The sequence below is a fragment of the Microcoleus sp. B6-A1 genome, assembly GCF_036705085.1.
Taxonomy (GTDB): domain Bacteria; phylum Cyanobacteriota; class Cyanobacteriia; order Cyanobacteriales; family Microcoleaceae; genus Microcoleus.
In genome coordinates, this window is the sequence record NZ_JAUBTU010000060.1 from 12,315 (window position 1) to 32,375 (window position 20,061).

18 protein-coding genes are annotated in these 20,061 nt (G+C 43.7%); 6 read left to right on the forward strand and 12 right to left on the reverse strand.

The annotated features are described in order from the left end of the window. The first annotated feature begins 105 nt into the window (after window positions 1–105). The 3 genes from QUB11_RS20825 (at window position 106) to QUB11_RS20835 (ending at window position 3,088) form a co-directional block, all read left to right on the forward strand. Entirely contained in the window at window positions 106–432 is a 327-nt protein-coding gene (locus QUB11_RS20825) for a hypothetical protein (RefSeq protein WP_333391612.1), read from the forward strand. Window positions 433–557: 125 nt separating this feature from the next. Next, window positions 558–1,517 (forward strand): DUF362 domain-containing protein, encoded by a 960-nt coding sequence (locus tag QUB11_RS20830; protein ID WP_333391613.1) that lies wholly within the window; start codon window positions 558–560, stop codon window positions 1,515–1,517. 632 nt (window positions 1,518–2,149) lie between these two features. After that, window positions 2,150–3,088 carry a class I SAM-dependent methyltransferase gene (locus QUB11_RS20835; protein WP_333391615.1) on the forward strand — a complete coding sequence of 313 codons (939 nt, stop codon included), beginning with the start codon at window positions 2,150–2,152 and terminating at the stop codon, window positions 3,086–3,088. A gap of 485 nt (window positions 3,089–3,573) precedes the next feature. Here QUB11_RS20835 and QUB11_RS20840 read toward each other — a convergent pair whose 3' ends face one another. The 9 genes from QUB11_RS20840 to QUB11_RS20880 form a co-directional block, all read right to left on the reverse strand. After that, the gene (locus QUB11_RS20840; RefSeq protein WP_333391617.1) at window positions 3,574–4,419 is read right to left on the reverse strand and encodes a WecB/TagA/CpsF family glycosyltransferase; all 846 of its coding nucleotides are present in this window, start codon (window positions 4,417–4,419) and stop codon (window positions 3,574–3,576) included. Window positions 4,420–4,497: 78 nt separating this feature from the next. Beyond that, a complete protein-coding gene (locus QUB11_RS20845) occupies window positions 4,498–5,580 on the reverse strand; it encodes an NAD-dependent epimerase/dehydratase family protein (RefSeq protein WP_333205401.1) in 1,083 nt (360 codons plus the stop codon). 59 nt (window positions 5,581–5,639) lie between these two features. Then, entirely contained in the window at window positions 5,640–6,869 is a 1,230-nt protein-coding gene (locus QUB11_RS20850) for a glycosyltransferase (RefSeq protein ID WP_333205400.1), read from the reverse strand. 100 nt (window positions 6,870–6,969) lie between these two features. Further along, window positions 6,970–8,121, reverse strand: coding sequence for a glycosyltransferase family 4 protein (locus QUB11_RS20855; protein ID WP_333205399.1), 1,152 nt, complete (start codon window positions 8,119–8,121; stop codon window positions 6,970–6,972). A 24-nt stretch (window positions 8,122–8,145) separates the two neighbouring features. After that, the gene (locus QUB11_RS20860) at window positions 8,146–8,931 is read right to left on the reverse strand and encodes an FkbM family methyltransferase (RefSeq protein ID WP_333205398.1); all 786 of its coding nucleotides are present in this window, start codon (window positions 8,929–8,931) and stop codon (window positions 8,146–8,148) included. 141 nt (window positions 8,932–9,072) lie between these two features. Next, entirely contained in the window at window positions 9,073–9,960 is an 888-nt protein-coding gene (locus QUB11_RS20865; RefSeq protein WP_333205397.1) for a glycosyltransferase family 2 protein, read from the reverse strand. A 335-nt stretch (window positions 9,961–10,295) separates the two neighbouring features. Then, on the reverse strand, window positions 10,296–10,754 hold the full coding sequence (locus tag QUB11_RS20870; protein ID WP_333205396.1) for a glycosyltransferase: 459 nt from the start codon (window positions 10,752–10,754) through the stop codon (window positions 10,296–10,298). Further along, window positions 10,643–11,578 carry a glycosyltransferase gene (locus tag QUB11_RS20875; protein WP_333257196.1) on the reverse strand — a complete coding sequence of 312 codons (936 nt, stop codon included), beginning with the start codon at window positions 11,576–11,578 and terminating at the stop codon, window positions 10,643–10,645. Before QUB11_RS20875 ends, QUB11_RS20870 begins: the two co-directional genes overlap by 112 nt. Window positions 11,579–11,670: 92 nt before the next feature. After that, window positions 11,671–12,087, reverse strand: coding sequence for a glycosyltransferase (locus QUB11_RS20880; RefSeq protein WP_333205394.1), 417 nt, complete (start codon window positions 12,085–12,087; stop codon window positions 11,671–11,673). 390 nt (window positions 12,088–12,477) lie between these two features. Between QUB11_RS20880 and QUB11_RS20885 the strand changes: the two genes are divergently transcribed. Both QUB11_RS20885 and QUB11_RS20890 read left to right on the forward strand, forming a co-directional pair. Then, window positions 12,478–13,422, forward strand: coding sequence for a glycosyltransferase family 2 protein (locus tag QUB11_RS20885; protein ID WP_333205393.1), 945 nt, complete (start codon window positions 12,478–12,480; stop codon window positions 13,420–13,422). 13 nt (window positions 13,423–13,435) lie between these two features. Further along, entirely contained in the window at window positions 13,436–14,137 is a 702-nt protein-coding gene (locus QUB11_RS20890; RefSeq protein WP_333205392.1) for a CatB-related O-acetyltransferase, read from the forward strand. A 39-nt stretch (window positions 14,138–14,176) separates the two neighbouring features. Here the strand turns inward: QUB11_RS20890 and QUB11_RS20895 are convergent, their stop codons facing one another. From QUB11_RS20895 to QUB11_RS20905, 3 genes are all read right to left on the reverse strand, one after another. Further along, complete coding sequence (locus QUB11_RS20895; protein WP_333205391.1) at window positions 14,177–15,373, reverse strand: hypothetical protein; 1,197 nt, start codon at window positions 15,371–15,373, stop codon at window positions 14,177–14,179. After that, window positions 15,370–16,707: a flippase gene (locus tag QUB11_RS20900; RefSeq protein WP_333205390.1), complete on the reverse strand. Its 1,338-nt coding sequence runs from the start codon at window positions 16,705–16,707 to the stop codon at window positions 15,370–15,372. Before QUB11_RS20900 ends, QUB11_RS20895 begins: the two co-directional genes overlap by 4 nt. A 130-nt stretch (window positions 16,708–16,837) precedes the next feature. Beyond that, window positions 16,838–18,121, reverse strand: coding sequence for an O-antigen ligase family protein (locus QUB11_RS20905; RefSeq protein WP_333391619.1), 1,284 nt, complete (start codon window positions 18,119–18,121; stop codon window positions 16,838–16,840). 343 nt (window positions 18,122–18,464) lie between these two features. Here QUB11_RS20905 and QUB11_RS20910 point away from each other — a divergent pair, with 343 nt between their 5' ends. Continuing rightward, on the forward strand, window positions 18,465–19,937 hold the full coding sequence (locus QUB11_RS20910; RefSeq protein ID WP_333205388.1) for a polysaccharide biosynthesis/export family protein: 1,473 nt from the start codon (window positions 18,465–18,467) through the stop codon (window positions 19,935–19,937). The last annotated feature ends 124 nt before the right edge of the window (window positions 19,938–20,061 follow it).

The following is a 20,061-nucleotide window of genomic DNA, read 5'->3' on the forward strand; positions in this document are numbered from 1 at the left end:
GTTCTGTCCGATCGCTGTCACAGGTTAAAGTTAAACAATTCAGAATTAATTTTTTTTACATTTAATTCTGATTTTTTTATAGTCTAAAGTTGGGGAGCAAAATTTATGCGCGCAGGTTCTTTTGCCAAATTAACTCAAGATAAAGAGAACACAACTCAAGTGACATTTCATTATGTGGAAGGTCAGGCTGAAACTTTCACTATTCCGATGCCTGCACAAGAATTCCAAGAGGAAGTGCTGCATTTGTTAAATCAACCTTGGTTGACTTTCCATTTAGCCGATCAAACGGTTTTTATCTGCACAGCCAGGGTGGTAAAAGTAGAAGTAAAACCTGCTATACCTGAACTGCAAGGTCAAGGAATATTCTCTAACTCGCTACGAGTTAGTACCATGCAGCGGGCTGCTGTTGGTAGATTGCCGATGAATAGTTAGGGTTCGTTTGTATTGAGATGATTCTTGGTAACGCACGCGCAGATAACCCTGCTTAGGGTGTTCCGCGCGTGCGTTACATTGAGATTATTCCCGATCGAGCACCAATTACAAATTAATTCATAATTATGTCGGCTGTTAGTTTAATTCGTGCCAATTCATACGATCGCCAAATCTTGCAAGCATCTTTAGAAAGTTTGCTGGCACCCTTGGGCGGAATCTCGGCTTTTGTCAAAAAGGGCGATCGGGTTTTACTCAAACCCAATCTCCTCACCGGTTCTCGCCCTACAAAAGAATGTGTCACCCGCCCAGAATTGGTTTACTGTGTGGCTAAAATGGTCATTGAAGCGGGAGGAAAACCATTTTTAGGTGATAGTCCGGCTTTTGGTAGCGCTATGGGTGTAGCCAAAGCAAACGGTTATTTGCCACTGTTGGAAGAACTGAATTTGCCAGTAGTTGAGTTTCAAGGAAAACGCTACGAAACTGTCAGCGAAGATTTCAACCATCTGCGAATTTGCAAAGAAGCAATGGAAGCGGATGTAGTGATTAATTTGCCCAAACTCAAATCTCACGTTCAATTAACCGTGACCATGGGCGTGAAAAACTTGTTCGGCTGCGTCCCCGGCAAAATGAAGGCTTGGTGGCATATGGAAGCTGGCAAAGATAGCGCCAGATTCGGTGAAATGCTGGTAGAAACTGCCCGGGCAATTAACCCAAATTTGACGATTTTGGATGGCATTATCGGTCACGAAGGTAACGGGCCAAGCGGCGGCGAACCTAAATTTTTGGGAATTTTGGCCGCGTCTGATGATGTGTTTGCTTTGGACAGAACTTTAGTTGAAATTATTAATGCTGATCCGGCGGCGGTTCCCACTGTAGCTGCGGCGATGAGATTGGGACTTTGCTCGAATTTAGAGGAAATTGATTTTCCGCTTTTGCAGCCGGAAAGTCTCAAGGTTTTGGATTGGAAGTTGCCGGAAAATATGATGCCGATCGACTTTGGTATGCCCCGCGTGATTAAGTCTACTTTCAGGCATTTTTATATCCGGTTTATCAAAGAACGGATGGGGGCTTACGCCGATCGATAGGAGGCATTCGCTACAAATCCATAAAAATGCCCGCTTGTCAATCAGCTCTTGTGCTGAAGATTAAAGAAAAGTTTGGCTTCCCAACTCAATTGGGAGCTAAATTTTCAGATCAAGGAACAGTAGCGGGCGCAACATTTGCGCCCACCGATATATGAAATGGCAAATTTTATACTTCGCTTTCGCCAAAGATTTCAGCAATATTATTGAGGTACAAATGCAAGAAAGTTTTTATTGGTCTCGATCGCAGCCGACATCGCTACCCAGTTTTATAACTTAATTTATACTTTAATTATTGCTGAATTCCTAAATATAGGAAAACTTACTCACAGCCCGATCGCGGAATGTGTAGTTTTTTATTACACGTGACAAAACAAGTTAAATGCGTTAGCTTAAAGTTCGATGTAAGCTGAAAACCACGCCGCAGCAATCCTGTTTCTGAAACCTAATAATTTTGGGGCAGTCATCCGCTGTATTTCAGATTCGGCAATTGTCACTGGCACATAATTTATTTCCGGATTTGAAATCCAACATCAGTGGTTATTAGTACATCAAGTACCTAAATAATGAAAACTAAAATGCCAAGTCAAAATTGCTTAAGTCCTACCGTCGTCTGTCCGATATCGGGACAGAGTATGAAACCGTGGCTATTGATACCCGGTGATTGGCGCAGACCTGGAAACAAAGAATCCTTTCAATTGTACTGGTGCGAAAAGTCACAACTTGGATGCATTCATCCTTTACCCGAACTCAACAAAATCGCCAGTTTCTACGAGATTGACGACTACTATACTCATCATATAGACTCTACAGGTTCCGACTCTTCCTCTTCTATTTCCTTCTGGGATAAATTACGCACGCATCTAGCTTGGCGTTTCGATCGCGGAGTAGATGTCACAAGTCAATGGTGGAAGCAACAGTTCGGGACTGCTTCCTGCTCGATATTAGAAATCGGTTGCGCCAACGGCCAAATGCTGCAAAAACTGCAAGCAGATGGTCACAAAGTCTGGGGCGTAGAACCCGATCGACAAGCTTTGGTTTTGGCCGAGCAGCGAGGTCTTGATGTATTTTATGGTTCTGCTGAATCTTTGCCCCCGGAAGTCACGTCTAGACAGTACGACATGATTGTGATGAACCACGTACTCGAACATACCAGAGATCCTTTACTTGCACTCCGCAATGCCATGCAGTTGCTCGTGGATGGCGGCAAATTGGTAATGGAAGTACCAAATAACTCTTGTATTGGGCTGAAGTCATCAGGGATTGCATGGATGCATCTAGATGTACCAAGGCATTTGTATTTCTTCACACCGCAGAGCTTCCGCGCTATCTGTGAAAAAGTGGGATTTGAGATAATTTCTACTGAGTTTAATGGCTACTATCGCCAATTTGCCAACACTTGGATCAATGATGAAAGAAAAATTTTGAGTGTGTTCGATTCAATGGCATCTCATCAGATAGTAAAGCCCAAAGAAAACAGTAAAGTCCAAGCTTGGAAGCTACTACTGAAAACAATTTTTGCTGCTGATGAAAACAAGTACGATTCGATCCGCATTGTGGCACAAAAGCCATAGCAAGATCGAGGGAAGGGCAATAAACTTTTGGTTTTGTGTCCAGTTTGGTTACACACTCACCATACTTTTGCGATCGCCGCTGTAGTAACTGAGCAGCATCGCCCATGGCAGGATTACAGTCAAACCAAATGCGACTATTGACCCAGCAATCCACCTGACTCGATCGAGACTGACGCACAAACTTTGTATGTAATGTGTGCAGTTTGCTGCTTAACACATAGAGAATGTAAAATTTGTTTTCTGGCGTAAGATCGTTTCCGGTGGCATCAGAATAATATATTTGGATCATGTTAGTGGGAGCTTAAGATATCGCTACCCAAATCGCGCTCTCTTAAGCTCCCACTCTAATTAGGATGCCACCGGATTTGATATAAATTTTATTGAATATGCGATCGCAGTTGCACCTCACAACGATTAGTTACGATGTGTTTGCTTTTTTACTTTTTTCTTCTGATCACCCATAATTCACCAGAAACTTTTAAATTTCAACCATATAATACTTCTTCTACAGGCTGCGTGGCGTCTGTGGGGTCGAACTGTTTGATTTTCAAAGCTTGTAGCAAAAACAACCAGATATAAAGCGGATTCAAAAAAACATACCGCTGCCAAAGGCGCCGAGGTTCCTTCATCATCCGAAACAGCCATTCCAAACCTATTTTAGATAAAAAGTCAGGAGATTTAGCCAAATTACCCGCATGAAAATCGTAAGCAGCACCTACAGCAATCAACGGCATTGATAAGTCGTCCCGGTATTCGTAAGCCCAGACTTCTTGCCGTGGACACCCTAAACCGACAAAAGTAATTGCTGCACCGCTGTTGCGAATTTGCTGTGCAATTTCTTGTTTCTCTTGGGGCGAAACGTGCCTAAATTTAGAAGGCTGAGTTCCCGCAATAATTAACTTGGGAAAACGCTGGCAGAGATTGCGAGATAAAGCTTTCAGTACAGAAGCTTGAGAGCCGTACAAATAGATAGGTAATCCTTCTTCTGCCGCACGTTCGCAGATTTGTAACATCGCATTCGGCCCGCAAACTCGATCGGGCAATTCCGTATGGTAGAGGAAATTTAACGCCCACCTGACCGGCTGTCCGTCTGGCAATACTAAGTCCATGTGATTAATCCGATAACGATGAGTGCTGTCGAGAACCCCAGTCATTACCCCGTGAACCGCGAGAGCTGAAACTGACATTGGTTTTCCGGCGCTGGCTGCCGCAATAATTTTGCTCACAGCCGCTTCATAATTAATGGCATTTACTAATATGCCCAGTACATTCTTTTTCCCTTTATCAATCATGGAGCACCTCTTTAAGTCAACGCTCGCGGTTACACTCATAAATCTCCCCTAAGATTTGTTTAACCTTGTATTCTTCAATCGTTTACCGAAATTCCCAGCACACTCTTTTTGCACCGATCACTCATTGGAATCTTCTTTCAGCCAACGCTCGCGGTTACATTCATAAATCTCCTGTAGGATTTGTTTAACGTTATATTTCATTTTCCAGTTGGGATAGTGACTGGAAAATTTTGAATTGTCGCTAATCCACCAAATGTGATCGCCAATGCGATTCCCTTCAGCATAAGTCCAATTAAACTTGCGTTCCGCAATTGCCTCGCACATCTGGATAGCTTCTAACATCGAGCAATTGCTGTACCTGCCTCCTCCTGTATTATAAACTTGGGCGCTTTTGGGAGCTTTATAAAATTCATAAAATGCCGAAATTAAATCAGCGCTATGAATGTTATCGCGAACTTGCTTGCCTTTGTAGCCAAACACGGTGTAAGGAGTTCCAGTGACAGCACACTTCATCAAGTAGGCGAGGAAGCCGTGCAATTGAGCTCCCGAGTGATTTGGACCCGTCAAACAGCCGCCGCGAAAACAAGCGGTGTTCATATCAAAATATCGACCGTATTCTTGAACTAAAACATCAGCAGCTACCTTAGAAGCACCAAACAAACTGTGCAGGCACTGATCGATTGACATATCTTCCCGAATGCCGGTTTCGTAAGTATGGCCGGGTTCAATTTCCCACCTGTGTTCTAATTCAATTAAAGGCAAACTGTTAGGCGTATCCCCGTATACTTTATTGGTAGAAGTGAAAATGAAAACCGCTTTCGGACAGTACAAGCGAGTTACTTCTAGAAGATTGAGAGTGCCGTTGGCATTGACGGTAAAGTCTATTTTCGGAGCACGGGAAGCCCAATCATGGCTGGGCTGGGCTGCTGTGTGAATTACTAATTCGATCGACTCGCCGTACCGCTGAAAGATATTGGTAATCGCTTCATAGTCGCGAATGTCCACATCTAAGTGATAATACTTGGTACCCAAAGACTTTTCGAGCAGTTGGCGGTTCCAGTTTGTAGAACCATCAGCACCAAAAAAGAACTGGCGCATATTATTGTCGATGCCAACTATATCTAAGCCTTGTTTGGCAAAGAACTGACACGCCTCAGAGCCAATTAAACCCGCCGAGCCAGTAATGATTGCAACGCCCACGTTTCACCGCCTGAAAAAATATAGTTTTTTGTGTTTTGCCCGATCGAACCCATCAGAAGTTATCCTGATTTTCCATCGAATACATCTTCGCACAATTGGGCAAAGAATAGACCCTTAACATCCCAATCATAGATTTCCCTGACGCGCGTTTGACCCGATCGACCCAAGCGCTCTCGCAATTCACGATCTTGCGCTAAACACACTATAGCTTCTGCTAGACCTTGCACAGCGCGATCGGGGTCAGTAGCAGCCACTTTAATCCCCGTTTGAGCCGTCACTTGAGTAGCAGGGCCCCCCAAATCCAAACAAATTGTGGGACGACCAACCCCCATCATTTCCGTGCACACAAAACCACCAGAGTCATGCAAACTCGGATGGAGGAGAACATGAGACTCCCCCATTTTAAAAAGAGTTTCAGTGCGAGATAAAGTTCCCCAAAAAAATACTTTATTTGCCAGTCCCAATTCTCTTGCCAAAGCTTCCAAGCGCTGCCTTTCGGGCCCGTCTCCGACAATCCAGTATTCCGATTGTTCCAGCTTCGCCTCCGCAAATGCACGGAGTCCCAAGTGCACCCCTTTCCAATGTAAGAGACGACCAACACTAATGAATCTAATTGGTTGCTCAGGCGGGGGAGAAAATTTCTCTAGTTCTTGAATTTCCGGCTGCGATAAACCGACTTGCGAGAAAATCTTCACGTTTTTTGCTTTGAGAAATCGCAGTCTGGCTGCGGTTTCTTCCGTAGTTGCCAGCGCCACCGCACTGCGGCGCGCCGTCAGACCCACAAACGGATCGCGTTCTCCTACGCTTTGAGCCAATGCCCGCAGCGTTTCGTAAATTTTGCCCCGGCGACTAAAATCTTGCCAAAAAGGCTTTGGTGCTGCTTCTGCACCCCCCACCGGCCCCCAAATAAAAGGATGTGGCAACAGCGCCAGGAAACTTGGAGACCAATGCTTGACATAAGTTACGTGATGTACTACGTCAAAACCAATTTCGCGATCGAGCTTCCGAGCGATAAAATAAGCCCAGATTTGCCACAGATAGTAGTGAAGTTGCAGCAACCCTTGTTTCCCCTTCCAATCTTCGCTCCACCCAAACGGATCAAAATAAACAAAGTGCAGGTTTTGCACTGGGTTCCGCTCTAGTTCTGCTTCAATGTACGATCGACAAAACGTGCGAGTAAATACCCAACTTTCGTGATGTTTAGCAGATTGGATAACAGTATTCCATCCTACTCCCTCTTCGGAGCCGAGATTCGGTTCGCAAGCAAACGCAGATAATAAAACTTTCATCACTAAGTGGTAATTGCTAATTGGTAATTACTAAATTTTCCCTCTTCCCTCTTCCATCTCTCCGTTAAATCCTTTACACTCATCCGTTGCGTAACTTGGTTTACCTATTCTCCCTCAAAAAAGATGTAACTTCGACGTAAGCTTTAGCTGCTGTTTCTGGCGTTTTTTGAGAAATTATCTGTCGTGAACGCTCTCCCATCGACTCAATCAAATCAGGATTATCTAGAAAAATTTGCATTTGATCCGCTAACTCTTGAGCACTGCTAGGGTCGAAAATATAACCGTTCTCGCCTGACATAATTAACTCACAGGAAGCTGCACCATTTGAACACAATACTGCTTTTCCCAAAACCATCGCTTCGGGTACAACCATACCCCAGACATCCTCAAAAGTAGGAAACACAAAAATATCAGCTTGCTGAAAATAAGCACCTAAATTTCCATATTCTACCCATCCAGCCCACGTTACTTGCTCTTCAAAATCGCAATCTTTAATAAATGCTTCCAGTTCTTCCCGCTGATCTCCCTTGCCAATAATCAACAGCGAATAATCAACATAACCTAGATTTTTAAGAATAGCGCAAGCTTCTAAAAGCGTTTTAATTCCCTTTCTAGCCGTGATGCGCCCTACATACAGAAAAATCGGGCGTTTCAACTGCAATTTTGGAGGCTGAGTTTGATCTAATCGTTTCAGCAAAGCTCCCGCATCAGGTACGAGATAGGTTCTGGTAAAAATTTTATCCTCCGGTACATTTAGAACTTCCATCAGATATTTTTTACCCGCATTGCTATTGGCAACAAAAGCATCGGCAAACCGCACAAGGATGCGGCGCACAAATGTCCGAAAACTGGAATCTCGAAAGTCTGTATTTGGGGAACTACCATCGTAAATAATGGCAATTTTCCACCTCAGTAGCGGTTTTAAAAACGCCACAATTACAGTCCATAAAGAGAAAGCTTGGGGAAACACAACATGAGGTTTAAATTTTAGCAAATAGCCGATAATACTAGGCGATACTACAATGAATCCGCGATCGTATCCTGTTTCTATCTTTTCCGTCTCGACAAATTTAGTCTCCCCTACCAACTGAATTGCCGATGCTCCCGGCAGGGTGGGATCGAACCCCGGCCAAACGCGACCTGTGTAGAAAACAGTATTTTTAAATACTTTTGTAAATTCTCTCAATACTGGCTGCCAATATGCACCCAATTCTACTTCGGGAACCAGCCAAGCGACGCGCAAATCATCCATGTAATGTTTCCCTCGATTTCGTTTTTAAGCTTTAGGAATTGCCAGGATATTCCCTTCCTGCGGAGCGCTTACGCTTTGCAGCTCTCCCGTATCTTTAACAGTAAAAAACTCGTAACCCAAGTTTTTCAGAAAATTCCAGGCTCCGGCATCGGAGAGCTTGAATCTGTCAATTGCTTTTTCGTTAATTTCAAAGAGCACTGTCGGTCGCATTTTGCTAAACAGCGACTTCGCACCCTGCAATACGTATTCTTCTGCACCTTCTACGTCCATTTTGATGAAATCTACCCCTTCAATTCCTTCGCGGTTCAGAACGCTATCTATAGTAGTGGTAGCTACTTCTTCGTAGGTCGTATTTTCGCTGCCATCGCCTCCTAGTGAATAACTGTTGGGAGCGTTGTCAATATGGTAGAATTTCGCTGTTCCTTCTGTATCTGAAAGAGCTGATTTAAAGAGTTTGACTTGAGTCAAATTGTTGAGTTTTACGTTGCGATCGAGATTTTGATAACTCTCTTCTCCCGGCTCGAAGGAAAGAACTTTACCCCCATCTCCTACTAATTTCGCTGCTAAAACCGTATAAATTCCCGTGTTTGCTCCCGCGTCTACAAATACCGAACCAGGAGAGAGTGAGCGCTCTAAATAATACAGTTCCGGCTCGTAATCTTCGCGCAGTACAAAAATGCCTGTCGAGCCGGCTTGTTTGAACTTAGCAGGCAAGAAAAAACGGCACTTCCACTTCGGAATTTCCACAGTCGCCGGAATCCCCAACTGGCAAAGTACGGCCCAATATATCGTGCGAAAAATAGCTGTCAAAGGAGCTTTTTTAAAAGCTCTGTGATTTCTTAGATAGTTCCATTTTGTTGTGAAATAACGAGAATTTGATTGCATCATTGTCAGTTGTTATAGTTGGTTAAATCCGCCCGCCACCCTGTATTCTTCAAGCAAGAAAATCTTTCACGCTCCTTTTAACTTAGCAATGAAAGACATCCAAATCAACCTGCGGTATGGCAACAGCCAATATATCGGCCACAGCCAACCCCCGTACCGCTGACTGTAAACTTTCCATTCTTGTAGAGGTTGAAGCGTTACATCTTGCAGCGCTAAACCTTTGGGTTGGCTAACTTTTTGCAGTTGGTCGCTTAAAGGCTGAGCGGGCGTTTCTGTAGGTTTGGGATTGAGAGCGCAAGTGCCGATATAACCGGGAGCGATCCAAACATTACATCCTTGCTGTTTTGCCCGCCACCCGTAGTCATAGTCGGCTGCGTAGTGAACGAAAGCCGGGTCTAAATTGCCGACGGCTCGAACTACTTCTTTAGGAATTAAAACAAAATTCCCGTTCATAGTATCACAAGGCTGCGGGCGATCGCTCGGTTCTACCGCTCGCAAATAAATCGGGTGCCACCACCTGCTCTGCACCATTCCTCCGTAAGTGAAAACACCAGTATCCGGATCACAAGTAGAGCCGGCAACGATCGCCTTTTTTTCTCCTTGTTCAAATAACTCGCGACTGGTTGCCAGCAGCGTATTTAAAGCCTCTGGAGCCAGTACCGTATCGTCGTTGAGCCAGAGGTAGTAATCGGGCTCGTCTTTCATGGCTTCGCTGAAAGCTATCCGCATTCCTCCATTCCAAAATAAATTGCCATCTCCCGAAAAAAGCTTGACTTGAGGATATTTTTGCTGTACTCCTTCGGACGTGCCATCAGTGCTGCCATCATCTACCAGATAAACGCTGAGCGCAATTTCACTTGTTAGTGTTTGGTTAAACAGCGACTCTAGAGTGACTAACGTCTTTAACTTGCGGTTGTGACAAGTCATCAGGACTGCTATACTGGTGTACTCCATTTATCTAAAACATTGGGCTGACGAGTAAAAACTTGTCCTCGGACGATCGGCAATACTGATCGAGTTCGAGTCCTCTTCAATTACTAACTTAACTTGACCACACTATCAAGAGATTTAATTATAAATTTATTTATTTTAAAACCCGGCCACCATCAGAAGCGTTACTAACTGTATTCTTCATCACTCAGTGCCCGGCTATTATATTCGCTCATCAACCCAATTTGCTAATTTGTTTTGTGATTTCCCTACTTTGCCCCGAGCATAATTGCGTCTACCTCGTTGTATAAATCAGCACCTCGCTTTTTCAGCAAATATACCACTCATCCTTGCTTTCTTCAATCAACACCATTAGCTGCTTGCAAGATTTCTTCATATAAATTTTTGTACGCGCGAGCTTGGACTTGTAGTGTAAATTTCTCTTCAACTTTGAGGCGAGCGCTGCGACAGAGTTTTTGGTGCCGATCGGGATCTTCTAAAACCCAAGCAATTCCTCGCCCTAAGTCTTCTGTTTCATAAGGTTTAGCTAAATAGCCATTTGAGCAGTGTTCGATCATATCCGGCAGTCCCCCGATATTGAATGCGACGCTGGGGATGCCGCAGGCTCCAGCTTCCATCACCGTGTTTGGCAAATTATCGTAAACAGAAGGGGCGACGAAGACATCTGCTGCTGCATAAACTGTTGCTAGGGAGATATAGCCTTTCGAGCTCTCATATGAGGTACGACTGGCCTCCGTGGCCTCCGTGGCCTCCGTGGCCTCCGTGGCCTCCGTGGCCTCCGTGGCCTCCGTGGGCATACCTCACCACGCTTGAGAACCGCTATATCATCTGCTAGATTACCCAAATAGTGAGCTTTAAAACCGATTTCAACGGCATTTTCCGGTTGAGAAGAACCAAAAACTAGCAGCTCTATCCGATCTTTCCAGCCCGACTTGCTCAGGCTTTGCAAAGCCGATACTAGCAGATTAAACCCTTTCCAGCGGTTGCTAGTTCCACCTGCTATTCCAAAGAGTACAATTTGTTTATCTTTAGGTAAATTCAGGATTTCTCGCGCCCATTGACTATTGATGGGCTTGTACTTTTGAATATCGATGCCGTAAGGAATTACCTCAACTCGATAATCTTTGAACACAGAACTAGAACTAGCGCATTTAGCCAACCAAGCACTAGGGCTAACCAGAGTTAGGTGAATATTTTTCCAAGCTTTAGCTTTCCGCTGCCAGACCCACCGCGACAGATCCGACTCTTTGGTGCTGTGCAGTTGCGGGCAGCTACCGCAAGATTTAGTGTAGCGATCGCACTCTTCGCTGTAGTGGCATCCACCTGTAAAAGGCCACATATCGTGGAGCGTCCATACTAGGGGTTTATTAAACTTCGGAACACTTTCTACTTGCATATAACCCCCACAAACCCAGTGCAGGTTAATAATATCTGGTTGCATTTTTGCCACTTTAGCAGCCAGGGAGTCCGGCAGCCATTCCGGAGAAAATATACCGCGATTTCTCTCAGGGTAAAGTCGCAATGGCGAGTTTGATATAGTTGAAATAATCTTATCAAACTTATTCGCAATGCCATTCTGTGACATGATGACATTCGGCTCGCCACTTTTCTTGTTTTTCACCAGCATTTGCGAAGACACGCCAATCCCCTGCAAACCTTGGTGAAGTCTATAAGCGGCGCGGGGTGCAAAGGGTTATTTCGCAGGACACCGCCTTATGTTGTTTGACCTGTTTCGGGGTCGCAGGTAGAACCGCCAACGATTGCTTTTGTTTCTCCTTTTTCTGATAACTTGTGACTGGTGTCTAGCCAGACACTTACTGTTTCTGGATAAATAATAGTATCATCATTTAACCAAAGGTAGTAGTCGGGATCATCTTTCATTGCTTCGCTGAAAGCCCCACGCATTCCCCCGTTCGATAATAGGTTCCCATCGCCGGAAAAAATCTTGACTTGAGGATAGGTTTGACGGACTGCTTCGCTGGTACCGTCGGTACTGGCATCATCGACTATATAGGTGGAAATATCTACATTGGCTGGAAGTGCCTGGTTAAAAAGAGCCTCTAAGCAAGCTAATGTTTTCTGTTTGCGGTTGAAGCAAGTTAAAAGGACGGCGATATTAGTACGGTTCATTCTTCCCTGTATTGCGGTTTTTAACGATAGGTAAGGCTAAAAGTAACAGTGTTTTATTTACCCACTCGCTCGGCGGTTGCAACCGTCGCTACAAAAATGAAATTAGGGCTTACGCAGTCGCTCCCACCCTTGCACAAGGGAGCTTTAAGAGTTCCCCACTTGGGCAACGGGGCGGGGTATCAAGGTTTTAGAGTTTAAGAGCGTCAGTCCTAAAAGTCTGTCTGGGTAAACTATTGCTGTATTATAGTTGACCCGCGAACTTTTTGGTGATAAATTGGAATTTAGAACTTAAGTTAACAAGCGAAGCCTGCAAGCTTCCTAGCACATTCACAATATTGATGAGTTCTACTAAGCAAAAATATTTATACTCGTAGGAGTTGAACAGTTTAAATGCCACATTATCATACAAAAACTCCCATTGTTTTTGTGGTTTTCAATCGAGTGGATACTACTGAAAAAGTCTTCGAGGCGATTCGACAAGTTAAACCCCCTAAGCTGTTAGTAATTGCTGACGGCCCTCGTGCCAACAAACCTGGGGAAGCTGAAAAGTGCGCCGCTGTACGTGCAATTATCGATCGGGTCGATTGGGACTGTGAAGTTATGAAAAATTATTCAGAGATTAATTTTGGTTGCAAGGATCGCATTTCTAGCGGTTTCGACTGGGTATTTAAGACCGTAGAGGAAGCAATTATTCTCGAAGATGACTGTTTGCCACACCCGAACTTCTTCCCTTTTTGTGAGCAGTTATTAGAGCATTATCGAGATGACAAACGGATTATGTCAATCGCTGGTGTAAATTTACAATTGGGGAGAAAAAGAACAGAAGACAGTTACTATTTTTCCCGTTTTAGTAACTGTTGGGGATGGGCGACTTGGCGCAGAGCATGGCAATACTATGATGTTGACATGAAGTTATGGCCTCAACTTCGGGAAGCAGGTTTTCTCGAAAATTTATTAGCTAATCCTCAATCTGTCAAAGTTTGGGATAGTGCTTTTCAGGTTTCCTATGATGGAACTGTCAACAATTGGTTTTTTAGATGGCTTTTTACTTGTTGGGTTCAAAATGGACTTGCTATTATTCCCGAAAACAATTTAATTTCTAATATTGGATTTGGCAGTCAAGCCACCCATACTTCAGGAGAAGATAGTATATACAGTAATATGCCAACGGAAGCAATGACCTTTCCTTTAAGGCATCCCAACCACGCGATCCGAAATTTTGTAGCCGATCAATTCACTCAAGATACATTTTATGATTATCATCCCCCATTAATCAGGCGTATTAAGAAAAAAATAAATAAGTTATGGGGTAACACAATATTTAACCTTCACTAAGTAATTAGTAACCATGTCTAAAATCTCAACATTTCTCAGCTCTATACTCAAAAATCCCATCACTGAATATCTGCGATTTTTAGTCAATTGGTGGAAAAACAAGTTTAAATATAATAATTTTTATCAAGACTATATGGCTTTGGTTACAAATTCCACTATCAGTCACCATGTTAGTGTGTCTAGTCGTGTAGCCATAGAAGGTTCTGTCATTGGTTCTTACACTTATGTGCGCGATAATACGCGAATTTTCAATGGTGTTGTCGGCAATTTTTGTTCGATAGGGCCAAACTGCATCATTCGCTTAGGCTTACATCCTGTGGGAAATTTTGTTTCAAGCCATCCGATATTTTATTCGCCAAAGATGCTAGTAGGGACAACCTTTGTAGACCAAAAATATTTTGAGGAAGAGGAAAAAACAGTCCATATCGGCAATGATGTTTGGATTGGCTCAAATGTTATTGTTGTAGATGGTGTAACTATTGGTGATGGAGCCATTATCGCAGCCGGAGCCGTGGTCACAAAAGATGTGCCACCTTATGCTATATATGGAGGAATTCCGGCAAAACTTATTCGCTATAGGTTTGATGAACAAAAAATTGATTTTCTGCTGAAGTTTAAGTGGTGGGACCAGGAGGAACAATGGTTAAGAAAAAATGTCAAAGACTTTCACAACATTGACAAGTTCATCCATATTTATAACACGGAAAATAGTTGAACGATCGCGGGTTCTGTAGTATGTCTAATTAGCCCGATTTTATATAAGATCAGCAGTCATCTGGGATTTAAACTTAGACCAATTCAGAACCATCACAGCCGCGATGAATGCCAGTGTATCATTGCTAGTCTGATACGGCAAAAATCTATAGCGAAAAGTCGCCATTCTCGGGTCGCTTTCTTGGTATAAAATATCTTGGGCAAAGTTTCGCCACCTTTCATCTATCAAATCAATTGTCATACCAGCATGAGCAGAGGGTAGCAGCATATTAGAGCCGTGAAGACCAATTATTAAGCGGCTCTCTGAATAAAGGTGGCAAATCTCCTTTTCAATTTTTTCATTAAAACTATCCACCCTGTAATCTTCAATCCATTCTGGGAACTTAGTTTTTGTCCCCAGACCAGCCACTGCAAATTTTGCTTCTGGTACTTGCAACCTGATCTTCTCAAATAACTGCTGAATTTTTAAATTTTGCAAGGGCAATGCCCTTTCTCGTTGATTGAGCTTTTTCAGAATTCGGAACAGCCCACTGTTAACTAATAAACGATCTTCCCGCCAAATAAAAGTAATTCTTGTTTCGGGTTCATCAAATTTGTGTTTGGGAACTCTAGTAAAGCGCGTGATGTCAAACTGGCTAGGATGAGAATGGGCTTCGCTGACATAAATTTCATCAAAGCGTTTACTTTCTTCTTCAACAAACTCGGCGAAACTGGGATAGTAATTCTGACCATTTTTTAAAGAAATAGGTACTGCCCAGATTTCTGCAACTTCATCGGGAACCATCCACCTTAAGAACTTAGGAACTATCACAACTAACCCGTAGTCAGAGTTGCATTCTAAGTGCCTTTGTGCATTGAGCAACTTGAGCAGGGAGTGACCATAAAGATGATCTATACAGTTTAAGATAATTACCCGATTGCAGTGTTTAAAAATTTCTTTTACAATCTCAACTTTTTCCGGTTGAGGATTTTGGAGTGAATTAAGTAAGGGTTTGCCTAACCATTCCTTCTTGTAAGCATCGGCTGCAAAAATTTCTCCTTTTATTAAATTAACTTGGATGTAGTTTTTCACTCCATGACCTACTCTCAAATCGTCGATTATCTCGCTGCCGCATCCCTCGCACTTAGAGTCTAGAACAATGTGGATACCCTGCCACAGAACATTTTTTGGATTAAGTTCTGTTCCACAATAGGGGCAATTCGAGCGCTGTTCGATTTTAGGTTTAATTTGAATCATTTTACTAATCCTCTGATTCTACAAGCGGCCTTGTATAAGTTAAGGGATCGCCAGATTAAATTTCCGAATGGGCGCAATTCCTTAATCAAGAAATTGACTAATATAATCACGTAAAAATAAGTTATCAGAGTAGCCACCGTTGCTCCAAAAGCTCCATACTTAGGAATTAGCAAAAAGTTTAACCCTACATTAAAAATAGAGCCGACTACAGTCAAGTAAAGACCGTAGCGCAACTGACCTTCTATGTTCAAATATGTACTCCTTGCTACTCCAAAGTTACTGCCAAATTGCGCCCAAACATAGATTCCAAGCACCGCTGCTGACTGTGCATATTTTTCACCGTAAAGTAGATGCACTATCCAGGGAGAAAGTAATGATATCGGTATGGCAACTCCCAACCATAAAAATATCATAATATCCGAGTAAATTTGAAATTTATTTAGATATTCTTCATAATTTGTCTTTCTCAAATTCGCTAATTTGGGAAAAATAGAGCTGGATATGATCATCGGCAAAAAATCGCAGATTTCCGAAATTTTAACAGCAGCAGCATAATAGCCCAGTTGAGCATTTTGATTCATCGCACCGAGCATTATCTGATCGGTCTTTGAGTACACATAAATTGCCAATCCCGACAAAATTATCGGCCAACTCTCCGATAGCAGTTCCTTACACCGTTTCCAACTAAAATGCCAATCCTTAATTTTATTCCCCGTAAGCTGATAAAAATATACATAAGCCATTCCTACCAATGCCACCTCTGCCAATCGAACCCAGGCGAAGGCAAGCAGGGGGGCTTTAATTGTTACTAACCCAATTCTGACAGCAGCAACTAAAAAACATACTGAATTTTTAGCCAACACTGTATATTTTGACTGGATTTGGGACTGAAACCAAAAATTGATTGCTTCAAAAGCATTAAAGATAGTTCCTGCTGCGATGATACCTACCAGCCACCGAGTCAGAGTGTCGTTGGGCTTGAGTAACGCAATCACGGTGACAGTTAACACCAAAGTGATGCAGCCACCAGTAAATTGCAGTCCGAAGGCAGTTCCCAGGGTCTCATTTTTGCATTCTGGGTCGCGAGCGATATTCCTCACTACCAGAGTACCCAAGCCCATAGTTGCTACCGAACTAAACAGCGACACAAAGGCGAGCGCGTAGTTGAGCAATCCAAATTGTGTCGGACCAAGATAGCGAGCCACCCAAAGGCCTACAAACAGACCTAGACCCATCTGCAAGATTTGGTCAGTGAACAGCCAAGCTATGTTGCTGAGTACCTGGCGCAGATTAGGGCCGAGCTTTTGACTGACCGCAGTTAACTTATCTAGCATCAGAATATTTTAAATCTTTACAAAACACAAACGCGGTTCTAGCAGGGTCGGCAATCTCGCAAAATTAGACTGGTTGATCCTATAACAACATACCACAACTGGCTCCACGCTCCGCCCAATAAAGGTTACTTCAATGGACAGTGCGAGCTAAAGAACGCCTTTGAGCGTTACTGGTGCTACTGTTAGAACTATTGTTAGCATTATCTATCGCAAGTCGAACCGTCAACATTGCGTAACTCAGCCAAGGATTTGCTATCTCTATAATATAACTTTCTGTGATGTTGCTTATAATAATAGAGACTAGAAAACAAATAGGTATTCCCGCTTCTTCCAGAGTGCTACGACTCAAATACCGAACTGCGTAAGCTAAATTGAGCAGCAAGGAAGTCATCATTAAAATTAATCCCGGCCACCCGAAGGCTAACAAGATCCCGATCGCCCCATTGTGAGGATTTTTAGGTTGAAATCCATTAGGAGTATAAATAAAATAAGCAGGAGTAGCGGCGCCTAACTTATCTTGTTGAAAAAATCCATCGTATCCGTAGCCAAACCAGGGGCGCTGATTGACCGCAGCCATTAACTGCGGCCAGAATTCTGTCCGCCCAGTTAGAGTCAAGTCCTTGCCTAACCCACCTACAATAATATCCTCTAGGTTGTCTACTATAAAAACAGTCATAATTATGCTGAGCACCAGGAAACATATAATCGCAGTAAAAGCCCACTGAAAACTTAATTTTTTTAGAAGATTTAGTGAAGACACTGCAATTATTAATATGATAGTAATCACTAGAGCCGCTCCTGATTTATTAGCCCTTACTAGGTAAAATGAAAAGAACATCATTCCCAAAGCAATCCAGCGCTCTTTCTGAGTTTTAGCTCCTTGAGAATAATGCAAATACCAAAATGCCGTACAGAGAGCTAAGACTCCCCCCAAAGAATTTTTTGATTGGGTTAAGCCGACAAACTCGCCTGCTCCAGGGGGTTTCATTACAAAACTTGCCAAACCGATTGCCGTGTATCCCCACCGCCAAAAACGAGATAAATCCTCCCATTTATATTGGGCTGCAATGTAAAACCCGAAAGCAGTAAATCCTGAAAAAGCTAGGGCTGCTCTTAGCGTTTCTTCAGGAACTATAGACCATAAGGTAGACAGTAATGGAAGTAATGTATAAAGTAAAAAGAAAGGATTCATTATCAATATTTTAGCAAAAGTTTCTATAAAATTGCTACTAAAAATTTTAACCCTTGAAGTTAAAATTAATACTACCCAGGGGTAAAAAAAATAAGGTATGAGTTTTAATATGCCACCTTCGGGATCTTTAAGATTCACAAAATGTAAGTAATTAAAAGGAGGCTGTGTCAGGAAGGGAGAAATAAAAATATAAAGACCAGCAAAGCTTTTTTCTAAAGCCAAACCTATTTTTTTATAGCTAGCGAATTGAAATAATAGTAGAGTGGCGATCGCGACTATAGCAAGTAGCATCCATCTCAATGAATAACTACCTAAAATTAGCTCTTTCAGCATATTTGGTAGAGACACTGGTTCAGTCATAATTGCTTTCCTTTATCCGAAATAAGAGCAAATTATCTAGATATAAAATATAGCCGTCAACCCGCAACCACGCTAACACAGAAATTAGGGATAAAGCAAAAATACAGCATCCTTTTTTCGGCGATCGCTTAAAATAATGAGCTTTTTGCCCAGCACTAAAAAGGCTACACTTATATAAATCATAGTCAATAAAATTAGGTGGTGTATGGTTAACACCCATTTTCCAGGACAGATAGCCCGGTCGGTTGTGGGTGTTGTCTTGTTTGCTTCCAGTGTCCTCGCTGACGCCAGAAGCACCCCGGCCCAACTGCCCATCCCGCTAGGCGCAGACCAAGCCCAGAATGTTGCGCCCGTTAGGAGATCGCCGGAAAGCTATAAACTCGGCGGCGGCGATCGCATCCAAGTAGAAATACTCGAAGTACCCGAACTCAGCCGCGGCTACGAAGTTCTTTCCGACGGTTCAGTCAACCTGCCCCAGATCGGCTTGGTCTCCGTCCGTGGCCGCACCTTAGTAGAAGCCACCAACATCATCCGCAACGCCTACCGCCGCGTCCTCAAAGACCCCCTAGTCACAGTCAGCCTCGTCGCCGCCCGCCCCCTCAACGTCGGCGTCATCGGAGAAGTCACCAGGCCCGGAAACTTCACCATTACCCTAACTCCTGGTCCGGGAGCCACGCCGAGTGTCCAGTACCCCACCGTCACCCAAGCGATCAGACTCGCAGAAGGCGTCACGGGTGTCGCCGACATCCGCAACATCCGCGTCCGCCGTCCCCAACGAGACGGCCCCGATCAAGTGCTCAGCGTCAACCTGTGGAAATTCTTGCAAGAAGGAGACATCTCTCAAGACATCATTTTGCAAGACAGAGACACAATCGTGATTCCCACAGTCGCCAACTTCAACCAAGCTGAAGCTCGTCAATTTGCGACGGCCAACTTTTCGCCACCCCCAGAAAAACCTCGATCGATCTCCATCGTTGGTCAAGTCACCCGCCCCGGGGCTTACGTCGTGATCGGCGGCAACACCACAAACGACCTCAGCCGCGAAGGTTTCCCCACCGTCATCCGGGCCATTCAGCTAGCTGGCGGCATCACCTCGGATGCCGACATCCGGCAAATCCAAGTGCGGCGCGTCACCAGAAGAGGCGAACAAATTATCCCAGTCAACCTGTGGCAGTTCCTAGAGTCCGGGGACGGCGCCCAAGATACCATCCTCCAGGAGGGAGACACGATCATCGTGCCCAAAGCTACGATCGTCAACCCTGCAGAAGCTGGCGTACTCGCGAGCACTAACTTTGCCCCTGTCGGCATTAACGTTTTTGTAGTAGGAGAACTCAGAACATCCCTCGATCCCTTGAGGCTCCCAGCTAATGCCACACTGAATCAAGCTTTAATTTCCAGAGGATTTTTTGGCTACGAGAATACCAGAGCTAGAAGAGATAAAGTTGAGCTAGTCCGCCTCAATAACGACGGTACAGCTACTAAACGGACGATCGAAGTCAATTTAACTCAAGGAATTAACGAAGAAACCAATCCTCAACTTCGCAACAACGACATGATTATCGTATCTCGCAGGGGTCTCGTCAATTTTGTCGATCGCATGAACGCTGTCATCGGACCTGTCGGGCCAGCTACGGGAGTGTTAAATTTTATAAACGTTCTCCGATTTTTATTCAGGTAAGAAGGCGGCGGGTGAGGTGGATAATTCCTGGCAAAGGCTAGAATAAACTAAACAATAAGATTACCCAGCCGCGACCAGGCCACTTCAAAAATATCAACCTCAAAAATATCAACCTCAAAAATAC